This is a genomic window from uncultured Pseudoflavonifractor sp., assembly GCF_944387275.1.
Classification (GTDB): Bacteria; Bacillota; Clostridia; order Oscillospirales; family Oscillospiraceae; genus Pseudoflavonifractor; species Pseudoflavonifractor intestinihominis.
The window spans coordinates 1-14,162 of the sequence record NZ_CALXEG010000001.1; the positions used below are offsets into that span (position 1 = coordinate 1).

Genomic DNA, 14,162 nt, shown 5'->3' on the forward strand with positions numbered 1-14,162 from the left:
TCTTTCGCTCGGCCGCTCTCTCGCGGAGAGCTTGTCTATATTACCACCCCATCCCCGACTTGTCAACACTTTTCTTCAGATTTCTTCATTTTATTTTTCCCGCCTCTCCCAGCGCTGGAAAACTGTCTTATAGTGTTCCCCTTTCCCCTCCGTGGTATACCAAACGCGGAGTCCTTTTCTCTGCCCCCGAAACCAAAACTCCAGACTGCCGGGGAATACCCTTACCTGCGCCTCCGTCTCCCACAGGATCTCCTCCCACAACTCCCGGGTGATGTCGGGTAAGGGCGGCGCATTGCATTTCTCCGGCTCCTCTGCCCGCTCCTGTTCCGTCTGATATTGCGCCCGCACCGCCGCCAGCTCTGCCGCCGTGATCACGCCGTCCAGATAGCCCTCCAATGCCCGGCGCAGCCGCCGCTCCCCCTCTCTGCGCCGGGATTCTTCCCTGGCTGATGTTTTCCCCTCCCGGGCCCTGATCCTCTCGATCTGTCCGGACAGCTCCGCCAGCTCTGCCGCCGGGTCCGCCCCCAGCTGTTCCAGGGCAAATTGCCCGCAGGCAAAGAGCGCCTTGTCGTTGACCATCCCCATGCCGCAGCTGTTCCGGCAGCCCCAGCTTCTGTACACGGCGCCGTCCTTCCGGCGGCTGGTCCGCGGAACATAAGTTCCGCCGCACCCGCCGCACTTCACCCGGCCGGAGGACCAGTAGCGGGCGGAGTGCCGCTCTCCCCCCTGCCGGACTCCGCGCCTCCGGGCCAGCTCCCGCTGGACGGCCTCCCAGGTCTCCCGGTCCACGATGGCCTGATGGTGGTCTCGGAGATAGATCTGTTCCTCCCTGCCCCGGTTCTCCACCTTCCGGTGGGTCAGGTAGTCCAGGGTGATGTACTTCCTCTGGAGCAGATCTCCCGCGTACTTCTCGTTGCGGAGCATGCGGAGGATGGTGTTCTCCGACCAGCGCTCCGCTTTGGGCGGCGCGATCCCCGCCCGGTCCAGCTCCCGGGCGATGACGTGGGCCCCCTTCCCCTCGGCCAGATATTTATGGTAGATGAGCCTGACCACCTCGGCCTCCGCCGGGCGGACAGTGAGGGCGCCTCCTCTGGTCTCAAAACCGTAGGTGGAGTCGCTGCCAAAGACCACCCCCGCCTCCATCCGGCGGCGCTGGCCCCACTTCACCCGCTGGGAGGTCTTGCGGGACTCCTCCTGGGCCATGCTGGCCATGATGGTAAGGCGCAGTTCCCCGTCGTTGTCCCGGGTGTCGATGTTGTCGCTGAGAAAGACCACCCCTACCCCCATCTCCTTCAGTCTGCGGGTGTATGCCAGGGTGTCCACCGTGTTTCTGGCAAAACGGGAGACCTCCTTGGTGAGAATGAGGCCAAATTTTTTCGCCGCCGCGTCCTCCAGCATTTGCTGAAAGGCAGCCCGGCGGCGGACGCTGGTGCCGGACAGGCCCTCGTCGGCGTACACCTGGGCCAGCCGCCAGCCGGGGTGGTTTTGAATATAAGTATGGAAGTACTCCCGCTGGCTGCGCAGGGAGTTGACCTGGTCCGTCCGGTCGGTGGACACCCGGCAGTAGGCCGCCACCAGCAGCTCGTCTTCCGCTGTCACTGCCTCACCTCCCCCAGCAATTTCTCCGCCTCTGTCCGGGTGATGACGCCCTTCTTGTGCAGATGGCGGATGATTCCCCGGCGTACCAGGCGCTTCAGCTCCGGGTCAATGGAAGTCCGCTCCTCCATGGTCTCGCCCTCCTTCCCCTCTCGGGAGAGCATATGCTCGGACGCCTTAAGAAAGCACCCCGGCGCTGTAAAATACCCCATGCGGCAGGTACCGCGTTGGCTACGGCCAATTCCTCCCGCAGAAAATAGTCCCGGAGCACCAGTCCCCGCTCCTCCGCCAGCACCGCCGCCTCCCGGGACACCCGGCCGCCGCAGATCACCTGCCCGGAGCGGAGGGCGTCCAGCACCTGGGACAGGCTGTGCCTTCCGGCGGACAGCGGCGCGTTCAGCATTCCCGTCTCCCCCTCCACCGGCAGAGGGAGAATCACGCAGTCGGCCAGGGCGGCCTCCCGCAGAGTGGCCGCCTCCCGCACCTGCTCCGGCCGCTCCCCCTGCTCCAGGGCAAAGGTGTGGACGCTGTGCCCGTCGGCAGCCAGCAGGCCGGCCAGCCGGACCTGGCGCATATCCCCGCCGATCACCCAGAAATTCAGTTCTTGTCTCATGGGTCGTTCCTCCATTCACCGCGACTACCTTATCCTATTCTCTCCGCCGGAATGGGTGCAAAAGAGCGCCGCTCCGGTTCTCCCGGAGCGGCGCTCTTGGTCGATGATTCAGTTTCCGTTCTTCTCGGCTGCTCTGGGCAGCTTCACGGTAAAGGTGCTGCCCTCGCCCAGAGCACTCTCCAGGGTGACGGTACCGCCGTAGAGCTGGACGATGTGCTTGACGATGGCCAGCCCCAGGCCGGTGCCGCCGTTTTTCCGGGCCCGGCCCTTGTCCACCCGGAAGAAGCGCTCAAAGACCCGCTTCTGGGCGTCCGCGGGGATGCCGATACCGGTGTCGGCCACCACGGCAGTGACCCAGGCGCTGTCGGCGGACACGGTCACGTTGACGCTGCCGCCCTTCACATTGTACTTCACGCCGTTTTCCATCAGGTTGAGGAGCAGCTCCTTCAGCCGGCTCACCGGAATGGCCGCCATGGCGCTCTCACCGGTGACGGTCAGGGACACCCCCGCCTCCTTGGCGGCGGGCTCCAGAAGGGTCTGGGTCTCCTTGGCGGCGGAGAGCACGTCGCTGGCCTCCTCGCACTGGTCGATGGCCACCGACTCCAGCTCGGAGATCTTCAGGATGTCGTTGATGAGCTCAATGAGCCGGTCCACCTCCACGCCGATCATGGTGAGGAAGCGCTTCCGGTCCTCCTCGCTCTTGACCATGCCGGAGGAGAGCATGTCGGTGAAGCCCTTGATGCTGGTGAGGGGGGTCTTGAGTTCGTGGGACACGTTGGCGGTGAACTCGCTGCGGATGCCCTCGGCCCGCTTGAGCTCGGTCACGTCGGAGATGAGGATGGAGGCGCCCACGGTCTCCCCCTCGTACTGCCGGCCGGTGACCGGGGAGAGGAACATGCGCAGGCTCTTGCCGTCAAAGGCCGGGTCGTCCAGGTCCAGCACCACGGGGGTCTTCTCGGTGCGGACGGTCTTGAGGGCTTCCCGCAGGCGGCGGGAGCGGGTGAGCAGCAGGATGCCGCTGCCGTCGGAGTCGTCGCTCAGGCCGAACAGGCGGCGGGCGGACCGGTTCAGGGTGAGGACATGGCCCTCCTCATCCAGCAGGATGAGGCCCTCGTCCATGCACTCCAGGATCAGGCTGACCTTGTCCCGCTCGGCCCGAATCTCGTCGATGTAGGCGCTCAGGCGCTCCATCAGCTTGTCGATGTATCGCAGCAGGGGCCGGACCTCGTCGTCGGCCTCATAGGCGGCCAGGGCGGCCTTGTCCTCCGCCTCGCCGTCCAGCACGCCCTGGATGGCGTCGCCCACCACGGTCAGGGGCTTGAGCACCAGGCGGGCCATGCGGCTGGCCATGATGAGGGCCAGCACCAGGGCCACCAGGGCGGCCACCACAAAGCCGCCCACGCTGTCCCACACCAGGCTGTCGATGGAGGAGACGGGCATGGAGGCCCGGCCCACCATGCCGTCGGCAAAGCGCTTGGCCTCGTAGAGCATGGTGGTGCCCACCGTGTCGGAGGATCGGAGGGACTCGCCCCAGCCGGTGGCCGTGGCCTGCTTGAACTCCTCCCGGTCGGCGTGGTTCTCCATGGCGGTCGGGTCGGCCTCGGTGTCGGCCACCACAGTGCCGTCGCTGTCGATGATGGTCAGGCGCTTTTCCGGCGCGGCCTGGCGGAACTGCTCGGTCAGGTCTGCCGGCTCGGTGATGGCGCTCTGGGCGTCCATGAGGACCAGCAGCTCCTGGAGGCTCTGCCGGGCGGCGCTTATCTCCCGCTCCCGCAGCACCCAGATGCCAACGGCGCCGGATACCAGCAGCGCCACCAGGACGGTGATGAGCGTGGCGCAGATCAGTCGTTTTTTCATCAGAATTCCCCCTGTATTCAGAGAACCGGGCGGCATCCGGGGCATTCCCCCGGCACCACCCGGCCGCCGTTCAGTTCATCTTGTATCCCACGCCGCGGACGGTTGTGATGTACTCCTCCCCCAGCTTCTGCCGGAGGGTCTTGACGTGCATGTCCACCGTGCGGGTCTCGCCGGTGTAGTCGTAGTCCCAGACGGACTGGAGGATCTCGTCCCGGGTGAGGGCCACGCCCCGGTGGGTGGCCAGCAGGCGGAGCAGTTCAAACTCCTTGAAGGTCAGGTCCACCTGCTGTCCGCCCCGGCGCACCACACGGGCGGCCGGGTCGATCTCCAGGTCCCCGCAGCGGATGAGGCGGTTCTCCTCTCCCCGGTGGGTGCGGCGGAGAACCGCCTTCACCCGGGCCTGGAGCTCCATGATGCCGAAGGGCTTGACCACATAGTCGTCCGCCCCGGCCTCCAGGCCGTTGACCCGGTCCATCTCGGCGGTGCGGGCGGTGAGGAGGATGACGGGCACGCCCTCCCGGTCCCGGTCGGCCCGGAGCCGGCGGAGGATCTCCAGCCCGTCCATGCCGGGGAGCATGATGTCCAGGATGCACAGCACCGGGCAATCCTTCCCCTGCTCCCCCTCGAACATGGCCTCGCCGGACTCATAGGCCCGGACATTGTACCCGACGGACTGGAAATAATAGCGGAGCATCTCGCGGATGCTCTCGTCGTCCTCAACAACCAGAATCACCTGGGACATGGAATCACCCCACACAAAATTTGCCGGTTTCTCAGCCGGCCAGCTCGCCGGTCACGCAGTAGATGGCCCACTGGGCGATGTTGACCGCGTGGTCCGCGATCCGCTCCAGGTACTTGGCGATGATGATCAGGTCAATGGCCTGGTCGGCCTCGCTGCGGTTGTTCACGATCAGCTCCACCAGCTCGTGCTTGGTGGCCTGGAACAGGTTGTCCACCTCGTCGTCCAGGTCCACCACCTCACGGGCGGAGGAGGTGTCCCGGTTGGCGTAGGCGAAGATGGCCCGCTTGACCATGACGCCCGCCTTCTGGCTCATGGTGCGGATGTCCTTCATGGCCTGGTTCCTGCCCGGATTGCCCAGCAGGCCGGACAGTTCGGCGATGTTGGCGCACTGGTCGCCGATGCGCTGCAGGTCGGTGACCATCTTCAGGGCGGCGGAGATGGTGCGCAGGTCCCGGGCCACGGGCTGCTGCTGGAGGAGCAGCCGCAGGCAGCGGTTCTCAATGTCCCGCTCCATCTGGTCCATGTGCTTGGTCATCTCCACGGCCCCCTTGGCCGCGTCGTGGTCGGCGGAGGTGAGAGACTGGGTCACCGCGTCGATGACATCCTCCGCCGCGGCGGCCATGTCGATCATCTCCGCGTTGAGCTCCTGGAGCTCCGCGTCAAAGGTCTTTCTCATTTATCCGAACCTCCCGGTGATGTAGTCCTCGGTCCGCTTGTCTCTGGGCATGGAGAAGAGCTGGGTGGTGTCCCCGAACTCGATGAGTTCGCCCATGAGGAAGAAGGCGCACTTGTCCGAGACACGGGTGGCCTGCTGCATGTTGTGGGTGACGATGACGATGGTGTAGTCCTTCTTCAGGTCCCCGATCAGATCCTCGATCTTGGAGGTGGAGATGGGGTCCAGGGCGGAGGTGGCCTCGTCCATCAGCAGGATGTCGGGCTCCACGGCCAGGGCACGGGCGATGCAGATACGCTGCTGCTGGCCGCCGGACAGGGACAGGGCGGACTTCTTCAGCCGGTCTTTCACCTCGTCCCAGATGGCCGCGCCCCGGAGGGACTTCTCCACGATGTCGTCCAGCTTGCTCTTGCTGCGGATGCCGTGGGTGCGGGGGCCGTAGGCGATGTTGTCGTAGATGCTCATGGGGAAGGGGTTGGGCTTCTGGAACACCATGCCGATCTGCTTGCGCAGCCAGGTCACGTCCACGCTGGGGTCGTAGATCTCCTGGTCCCGGTACTTGACGCTGCCGGTGATCTTGATGTTGGGCACCAGATCGTTCATCCGGTCCAAGGTCTTGAGGAAGGTGGACTTGCCGCAGCCGGAGGGCCCGATGAGGGCGGTTACCTGGCGCTCGGGAATGTCGATATTCACACCCTTGAGGGCGTGGTTTTCTCCGTACCACAGGTTCAGGTCCCGGGCGGAGAGGATCGTCGTTTCATCCATAAGGCTCGCTCCTTACTTTTTTCTCAGCTTGCTGCCCACCAGCTTGGCCGCCAGGTTGATGACCAGAGTCAGGATCATCAGGATGGCCGCGATGGCGAAGGCCACATCGATCTCGCCCCGCTCCATGGCGTACATGTAGAGGGATACGGTGAGGGTGGCGCCGCTGCTGCCCATGGCCTTGATAAAGCCGTTGATGGTCAGGCCCATGCCGGCGGTAAAGAGCAGGGCGGCCGACTCGCCCACCACACGGCCGATGGCCAGGATGCAGCCGGTGACGATGCCGTCCACAGAGGAGGGCAGGACGATGGTGCGGATCATGTGCCACTTGCCGGCGCCCAGGCCCAGGGCGCCCTCCCGGTAGGACTGGGGCACGGTCTTCAGGCTCTCCTGGGTGGTGCGGATGATGGTGGGCAGGGTCATGACCACCAGGGTCAGGCCGCCGGCCAGCAGGGAGGTGCCCAGGCCGCAGAACTGCACGAAGAAGAGCATGCCCACCAGGCCGTAGATGATGGAGGGGATGCCGGTGAGGGTCTCGGTGGCGAACTCGATGGCGGAGACCAGCTTCCGGTTCTTGGCGTACTCGGTCAGATACACGGCCGCGCCCACGCCCAGAGGCAGGACGATGATCAGGGTTATAAAGACGATATAGAGGGTGTTGAGAATGTTGGGGAGGATGCCGATGGTGCCCTTGATGGTGCTGGGCTTGGTGGAGAGGAGCTGCCAGGTCACATTGGGCAGGCCCCGGACAAAGATGTAGCCGATGATGCCCACCAGCAGCGCGCAGGTGAGGAAGGCGCACAGGTACAGCAGGAACCGCAGGCCCCTGTCGTAGGCCCGCCGCCGTCCGGAAAGTCGTTTCATTTCCATTTAGTATACCATCCCTTTGGGAAAATTCATAGGTGGAACCGGCGGGCCTTTAATCCTTCCGGTTCTTTTTCAGCAGGCCGTTGAGCGCCACGTTGATGAGCATGATGAACACAAAGAGCACCAGCGCGATGGAGAACAGGGCCTGGCGCTGGAGGGAGCCCACGGCGGCGTAGGACATCTCGCTGGCCACGGCGGTGGTGAGGAAGCGGACCGACTTGAACAGGCCCGGCATGTTGGCCACGTTGCCGGCCACCATCATGATGGCCATGGCCTCGCCGATGGCGCGGCCGATGCCCAGCACCACGGAGGCGGCGATGCCGCTGGAGGCCGCGGGCACGCTGACCCGGAACACGGTCTCGATGTGGGTGGCGCCCAGGGCCAGTGAGGCCTCCTCGTACTCCCGGGGCACCGCGTTGAGGGCGGTCTCAGAGACGCTGATGATGGAGGGCAGGATCATGACGGCCAGCACGATGATGGCGGCGAACAGGCTGGCGCCGTCAGGCAGGTTGAAGGCCTTGCGCACGGCGGGGACCAGCACGATCATACCGATGAGGCCGTACACCACGGAGGGGATACCGGCCAGCAGGTCCACGGCGGGCCGGACCACGGCGGCCAGCTTCCTGGGGGCCACCTTGGAGATGAAGATGGCGGTCATCAGACCCACCGGCACGCCCAGCACCACCGCGCCGGCGGTGCCGTAGATGGAGGTGAGGATAAAGGGCAGGATGCCGAACTGGGGGTCCTTGGCGGTGGAGGCCCAGGTCTGGCCGAAGAGGAAGTCCACCAGGCCGATCTTGGCGATGGCGGGCAGGCCGGAGATGATGAGGTAGACGCTGATAAACAGGACAAAGACGATGGCGACAATGCCGCAGAAGAAGAAGACGCCGTTCATCACCAGCTCCATGGCCCGCAGGGGGCTGCGCTGGCCGGGCCGAGGCCCGCGGCCTCTGCCCTCCCGTGTCTTTTTCTCCTGGCGGGGCTTGGACTCCTCCGCGGGGGAGATATGCAGCGTTTCATCCATAGTGGGAAAAAGCTCCTTTCGGGCGGACATTCAGTCAGCCTGAGACGCCTCCGCAGGCTGTGCGGAGGCGCCTCAGGCCAACAAGTCAGGGTTTTAATCAGGCCAGGGGCACCGCGCCGGCACCGGCAATCAGGTCGGCGGCGTCAGCGGAGAGGGCGAAGTCCACGAACGCCTGGGCGGCGTCGGACAGCTCGCTGCTGCTGTTGAACACAAAGTTGAAGTTACGCTGAACCTTGTAGGTACCATCCAGAACGGTCTCCTCGCTGGGAGCCACGCCCTCGACGGAGACGGCCTTCACACCGTCAGCGCCCTCAACGGCGGACAGGGAGGCGTAGCCGAAGGCGTTGGGGTTGCCGGCAACAGCCTGGATGACGGCGCCGGTGGAGGTCAGCTCCTGGGTGTAGACGCAGGCGTCCTCGGTGCCGGTGATGGACTCGAAGCCGTCGCGGGTGCCGGAACCGGCCTCACGGCCGATGAGGACCACGGGGGCGTCATAGCCGTCCACGACCTCGCTCCAGTTGGAGATCTCGCCGGTGGCCAGCTTGGCGATCTGGTCCAGGGTCAGGTCGGCCACGGGGTTCTCGCTGTTGACAATGATGGCGATGCCGTCCAGGGCGAACACGGTGGCGGTCAGGCCCTGGGAGGTCTCCTCCTCCTTCAGGTCACGGCTGGCCAGGCCCACATCGCAGGTGCCCTCCAGCGCAGAGTTGATGCCGGTACCGGAGCCGGTGGGGTCATAGTTGATGGTCACATCGGGGTGCATCTCCATAAAAGCCTCCATCATGGCCTGGATGGGCTTCTCCACGGAGGTGGAGCCGTTCAGGTTCACAACCCCGGACAGCTCGGTGTTCTCGCTGGGCTGGGTGCTGGTCTGGACATCGGTCTGAGCGCTGGTGGAGGGGGAGGTGCTGGGCTGGTCGCCAGTGGTGTCGCCGGTGCTGCTGCAGCCGGCCATCAGGCCCACGCACATGGCCAGGGCAAGGAAGAGTGCGGAAATCTTTTTCATTTCGTTCATTCTCCAATCGTCTTGTTCATTCTTCATTTCGTGTTGTTCTCTCGAACACGGATTAGTATACCGGGGCTTTGTAAAGTTGTCCCGCAACCCTTTGTAAAGCCTGTGTAAAGAAAAACTTTTCTTTACTTTTCCCCTTTACATTTTAAATATTTACGGTCTTCTGTCCTTTTTGGCAGGAGGAAATCGAATTAATTGACAGATTAACGACAAAGTTATTGCTTTTTCTCACGTCCTATGGTATAAAGGGATGCCGCCAAAACATCCAGTGTTTTGGTATGGAATATTCCGACATTTTTAAAGAAGGAGAGAATGTGGCATGATCAAAAAAATGAGCGCACTGTTTCTGGCCATCGCGCTTGTCTTCAGCCTGGCCGCCTGCTCCAACGGCACCGCTGACAACAGCGCACAGCCCAGCGGCTCTCAGACCGTAACCGAGGGCAAGTTCACCCCCGGCACCTATGAGGGCGAGGGCCAGGGTATGGAGAGCACCATCAAGGTGGCCGTGACCCTGTCCGCCGACCGCATTGAGAAGATCGAGGTGCTGGAGTCCGACGAGACCCCCGCCATCGGCGAGACCGCTCTGGAGTCTCTGCCCCAGGCCGTGGTGGACGCCCAGTCCACCCAGATTGACTCCATCTCCGGCGCCACCATCACCAGCCAGGGCTTCTTTGACGCTGTGAACGCCGCCCTGACTGCCGCCGGTGTGGACCCCGCCTCCCTGACCCCCGTGTCCGGCGGCTCCGACCAGACCGGCGAGGAGCAGACCCTGGACGTTGACGTGGTGGTCGTGGGCGCCGGCGGCGCCGGCATGACCGCCGCCATCACCGCCGCCCAGGCCGGCAAGAGCGTGGTCATCCTGGAGAAGACCTCCATGGTGGGCGGCAACTCCGTCCGCTCCACCGGCGGCATGAACGCCGCCAAGACCGAGTGGCAGGACGCCAACGAGTTCACCGAGGACGCCGGCGTGGAGAAGACCCTGGCCACCGCCGCCGAGACCTACCCCGACCTGGCCGACCTGGTGGCCACCGTTCAGGCCCAGTACGACGCCTACAAGGCCAACCCCACCGGCTACTTTGACAGCGTGGAGCTGTTCATCCTGGACACCATGGTGGGCGGCCAGGACATCAATAACTACGACCTGGTCAAGACCCTGGCTGAGAACTCCGCCCCCGCCATCGAGTGGCTCTCCACCATCGGCGCCGACCTGCACAACGTGGGCTCCTTCGGCGGCGCCAGCGTCAAGCGTATCCACCGCCCTGTGGACGCCGACGGCAAGGTGGTCTCCGTGGGCTCCTACGTGGTGCCCATCCTCCAGCAGGCCTGCGAGGACAACGGCGTGCAGATCATCTACAACGCCCCCGCCACTGAGATCCTGATGGACAACGGCGCCGCTGTGGGCGTCAAGGCCGACGGCTACACCGTCAACGCCAAGAGCGTGGTGCTGGCCACCGGCGGCTTCGGCGCCAACCTGGACATGGTGGCCGAGCTCAAGCCCGAGCTGAAGGGCTTTGTCACCACCAACGCCCCCGGCATCACCGGCGACGGCATCAAGATGGCCGAGGCCGTGGGCGCCGCCACCGTGGACATGGACCAGATCCAGATCCACCCCACTGTCGAGCAGAAGACCTCCGCCCTCATCACCGAGGGTCTCCGCGGCGACGGCGCCATCCTGGTCAACGCCGAGGGCCTGCGGTTCTGCGACGAGGTGGGCACCCGTGACGCCGTGTCCGCCGCCGAGCTGGCCCAGACCGGCGGCTACGCCTGGCTGGTGGTGGACCAGAAGATGGTGGACGCCTCCAGCGTCATCGCCGGGTACATCAAGGCCGGCTACACCGTCCAGGGCGACACCTACGAGGCCCTGGCCGAGGCCATGGGCGTCCCCGCCGACGCCTTTGCCTCCACCATGGAGAAGTGGAACGCCGCTGTGGCCGCCGGCACCGACGCCGAGTTCGGCCGCACCAGCTTTGCCAACCCCCTGGACACCGCTCCCTACTACGCCATCAAGATCGCTCCCGGTGTGCACCACACCATGGGCGGCGTCAAGATCAACACCAGCGCCCAGGTGCTGGACACTGAGGACAACGTGATCCCCGGCCTCTTCGCCGCCGGCGAGGTCACCGGCGGTATCCACGGCGCCAACCGTCTGGGCGGCAACGCTGTGGCCGACTTCATCGTCTTCGGCCGCATCTCCGGCCAGTCCGCCGCCGACTACGCCAAGTAATTTATCCCCCGGATATAACAAAAGGAAGGCCCGGAACCGATCGGTTCCGGGCCTTCCTCTGTTGTTCCCGCTGCCGCGGGGGCAGAACGTCATCTGGTCTCCTGTCCCAGCCTGCCGCTCACGACAAGCAGGATCCCGGCGGCGGCAATCATCAGGGCGATGAGTTCCATAGCCAGTCCTCCTTTCCTTCGCACGCTTCGTTCTGCCTGTATGGTACCGCGATCATTTAAAGAAAGGGTTAAGAAAAGACCTGATTCTCTTAAATTTTCCAGGGGGCTTACAGCCCCAGCCACGCCTTCATGTCCACCATATCCGTGGCCACGTGGTCGCAGGGGTAGGCCTGAAAGGCCGCTGCGGGGGTGACGCCGGTGGTCACGGCGGCAAAGTGGGTCCCCGCCCGCTGGGCGGTCTCAGCGTCCAGCACCGTGTCACCGCAGTAGAGCACCTGGTCTCCGGTCACGTCCAGTGTCTCCATGGCCCGGAGCAGGCCGGTGGGGTCAGGCTTGGGGGCGCGGACCTGGTCGCCGGAGACGGTGAGGGTAAACAGCTCCCGGATATTCAGGGCCTCCAGCACCGCCTGAAGGGCCTCGTTGCGCTTGGAGGTGATGATACCCAGGGGCACCCCCGCCCCGTGCAGGGCCTCCAGCAGATCCCGGGCGCCGGGCAGCAGTTTGGTGGTCCTGGGCTGCATGGGCCGGCACTTCTCCTGGAACAGCCGGACGAATTTCTCCTGCCGCTCCGGGTCGCTGTCGCCGGTGAGCATGGTGTACCCATCCTTGAGCAGGTAGCCCACGGTGCTCCGGATGGCCGCCTCGGTGGGCTCAGGGAGCCCCATCTTCTCAAACGCGTGGCGGAACCCGGCCACAATGGACTCGGTGGCGTCCCCCAGGGTGTAGTCAAAATCAAAGAGTACTGCCTTGAACTTCATGTACCATACCATCCTTACACTGTTTTTTCGTACTGCCGGCGGCCTGTGGTGCTGGGGATACCCAGCTCATCCCGGTATTTGGCCACCGTGCGCCGGGAGATGGCGCAGCCCTGTTCCCCCATCAGCTGGCTCAGCTTCTGGTCGGAGAGGGGCCGCGCCTTGTCCTCCTCCTCGATAAGCTTGCGGAGCAGGGCCTTGGCCGCCTCGGGGGAGGCCCCCTCCTCCCCGCCCGTGCTGCCGCCCAGGCCCCGGGAGAAGAAGTAGCTCAGGGGGTACACCCCCATGGAGCACTGGAGATATTTGTCCCGGATGGCCCGGCTGACGGTGGATTCATGGACCTCCAGCCGCTGGGCCACATCGGCCAGGGACATGGGGGTCAGATGGCCCGGACCCTGGCGGAAGAACCGCTCCTGGAGCTCCAGGATGCACTGGGCGCAGGCGAGCAGGGTGCTCCGCCGCTGCTCGATACTCCGCACCACCCATTTGGCCTGCCGGACCTTCCCGGTGAGGTAGTCCTTGACCTCCTGGTCGTCGGTGTCCTTCATCAGCTGCTGGTAGTAGCTGCTCATATGCAGGCTGGGGAAAAAGTAGTCGTTGGCCAGCACCTCAAAGTGGTCTGGGAAGCTGACCACGATGATGTCCGGATTGATGTAGGTCAGGTGCTCCCGGGCGGCAAAGCCGGTGCCCGGCTTGGGGTTCAGGGTCTTGATGAGGGCACAGGCCTCCCGCACCTCCTCGGCGGAGGTCCCCAGCTCCCTGGCGATCAGGCCGAACCGGCTCCGGGCCAGGGCGTCCAGGTGGTCCTCCACGATGCGCAGGGCCAGGGCACAGTCCCCGCCCCGGCGCAGCAGCTGGAGCCGCAGGCACTCGGAAAGGTTCCGGGCCGCCACGCCGGCGGGCTCCAGGCCCTGCACCGCCTCCAGCGCCTGCTCCATGACCGGCTGCGGGCACCCGAAGGCCGCCGCCAGGGCGGGCACGTCGTCGTCCAGCCAGCCGTTCTGGTTCAGACTCTCCACCACGAACACCGCCGCTGCCATCACGTCCGGCTCCAGGGGCAGCATCCGCAGCTGGGAGAGCACATACCGGTACAGGTCCTCCTCCCCGTCCTCCACGCCGCCGTAGTTGGCCATGGGGTCGGCGTCCTCTTCGGTGTCCTGCCGGTGGTACCAGCTGTTCTGTACGTCGGTGGCCTCCAGCCACTCCAGCTTCCGCCGCATCAGGTCGAACTCGTCCCGGCGGTCATATTTCTCATCCACCTCCAGCACCGGATTCTCCTGGGTGGTCTCCTCGATAAACTCCAGCAGCTCCTGAGAGCCCATCTGCAGGATCTCCATGGACTGCATCATCTGGGGCGACAGGGTCTGGGTCTGCTTGAGGTTCATGCTCAGTTCCATGCGCTTCTCTCCGCTCACCGTGGTATTTGTGGAAACTATCCCAAGGGCTGTCTCCACAGATTCTCTTTTTTACATTATAACATATGTTTTTTTCTCCTTCAATTTCAATTCTCTCCTCCGCCCATCTCCGGCGGACAGCGCTCTGTCTTGACAGGACATACTTTTTCTTCCCTTTCCCTCTTGCTTTTCCGCCCCGGCGGCCTTGACAACCATCTTTTCCGGTGATATAGTGTCAGCATCCAAAGTGGCTGTGATGGGGACTGCGCCCTGTACCGTCCCACAGAGAGGAGACGCCGCTGGCTGAAAGCGTCTCCGGCACGCGGGCAGAGCAATACCACCCCTGAGCCGCCCACCGATCCCCTTCCGGGCTAGGCTGGGCCGGGTCCTCCCGTTACAGAGGTCACGAGCGACGGCGTATGCCGTAAGCAGGGTGGAACCGTGGGACCCCTTTCGTCTCACCCCTGGAACCG

The 14,162-nt window shown here is 64.5% G+C and carries 13 protein-coding genes; 1 reads left to right on the forward strand and 12 read right to left on the reverse strand.

Annotation, left to right across the window (positions count from 1 at the left end):
• Positions 1–90: 90 nt before the first annotated feature.
• The 10 genes from Q0K23_RS00005 to Q0K23_RS00050 all read right to left on the reverse strand — a co-directional run bounded on the left by Q0K23_RS00005 (position 91) and on the right by Q0K23_RS00050 (position 9,140).
• Positions 91–1,599 (reverse strand): recombinase family protein, encoded by a 1,509-nt coding sequence (locus Q0K23_RS00005; RefSeq protein ID WP_294516329.1) that lies wholly within the window; start codon positions 1,597–1,599, stop codon positions 91–93.
• A complete protein-coding gene (locus Q0K23_RS00010) occupies positions 1,596–1,727 on the reverse strand; it encodes a hypothetical protein (protein WP_294516331.1) in 132 nt (43 codons plus the stop codon). Before Q0K23_RS00010 ends, Q0K23_RS00005 begins: the two co-directional genes overlap by 4 nt.
• Entirely contained in the window at positions 1,694–2,209 is a 516-nt protein-coding gene (locus tag Q0K23_RS00015; RefSeq protein WP_294516334.1) for a dipicolinate synthase subunit A N-terminal domain-containing protein, read from the reverse strand. The genes Q0K23_RS00010 and Q0K23_RS00015 overlap by 34 nt, the downstream gene beginning before the upstream one ends.
• A 108-nt stretch (positions 2,210–2,317) precedes the next feature.
• Positions 2,318–4,066, reverse strand: coding sequence for an ATP-binding protein (locus Q0K23_RS00020; RefSeq protein WP_294516337.1), 1,749 nt, complete (start codon positions 4,064–4,066; stop codon positions 2,318–2,320).
• A 70-nt stretch (positions 4,067–4,136) separates the two neighbouring features.
• Positions 4,137–4,808 carry a response regulator transcription factor gene (locus Q0K23_RS00025; protein ID WP_294516339.1) on the reverse strand — a complete coding sequence of 224 codons (672 nt, stop codon included), beginning with the start codon at positions 4,806–4,808 and terminating at the stop codon, positions 4,137–4,139.
• Positions 4,809–4,839: 31 nt separating this feature from the next.
• Positions 4,840–5,484, reverse strand: a complete 645-nt coding sequence (gene phoU / locus Q0K23_RS00030) for a phosphate signaling complex protein PhoU (RefSeq protein ID WP_294516342.1) — start codon at positions 5,482–5,484, stop codon at positions 4,840–4,842.
• Entirely contained in the window at positions 5,485–6,246 is a 762-nt protein-coding gene (gene pstB, locus Q0K23_RS00035) for a phosphate ABC transporter ATP-binding protein PstB (protein WP_294516344.1), read from the reverse strand. It abuts the gene before it with no gap.
• 12 nt (positions 6,247–6,258) lie between these two features.
• The gene (pstA, locus tag Q0K23_RS00040; protein ID WP_294516346.1) at positions 6,259–7,113 is read right to left on the reverse strand and encodes a phosphate ABC transporter permease PstA; all 855 of its coding nucleotides are present in this window, start codon (positions 7,111–7,113) and stop codon (positions 6,259–6,261) included.
• A gap of 49 nt (positions 7,114–7,162) precedes the next feature.
• Positions 7,163–8,017, reverse strand: a complete 855-nt coding sequence (gene pstC / locus Q0K23_RS00045) for a phosphate ABC transporter permease subunit PstC (RefSeq protein WP_294516665.1) — start codon at positions 8,015–8,017, stop codon at positions 7,163–7,165.
• A 214-nt stretch (positions 8,018–8,231) separates the two neighbouring features.
• A complete protein-coding gene (locus Q0K23_RS00050; protein WP_294516350.1) occupies positions 8,232–9,140 on the reverse strand; it encodes a phosphate ABC transporter substrate-binding protein in 909 nt (302 codons plus the stop codon).
• 325 nt (positions 9,141–9,465) lie between these two features.
• Between Q0K23_RS00050 and Q0K23_RS00055 the strand changes: the two genes are divergently transcribed.
• On the forward strand, positions 9,466–11,370 hold the full coding sequence (locus Q0K23_RS00055) for a flavocytochrome c (RefSeq protein ID WP_294516352.1): 1,905 nt from the start codon (positions 9,466–9,468) through the stop codon (positions 11,368–11,370).
• Between the two features lie 277 nt (positions 11,371–11,647).
• Here Q0K23_RS00055 and Q0K23_RS00060 read toward each other — a convergent pair whose 3' ends face one another.
• Positions 11,648–12,298, reverse strand: coding sequence for an HAD family hydrolase (locus Q0K23_RS00060; protein ID WP_294516354.1), 651 nt, complete (start codon positions 12,296–12,298; stop codon positions 11,648–11,650).
• A gap of 14 nt (positions 12,299–12,312) precedes the next feature.
• Positions 12,313–13,692 carry an RNA polymerase factor sigma-54 gene (gene rpoN, locus Q0K23_RS00065; protein ID WP_294516357.1) on the reverse strand — a complete coding sequence of 460 codons (1,380 nt, stop codon included), beginning with the start codon at positions 13,690–13,692 and terminating at the stop codon, positions 12,313–12,315.
• Positions 13,693–14,162: the final 470 nt, after the last annotated feature.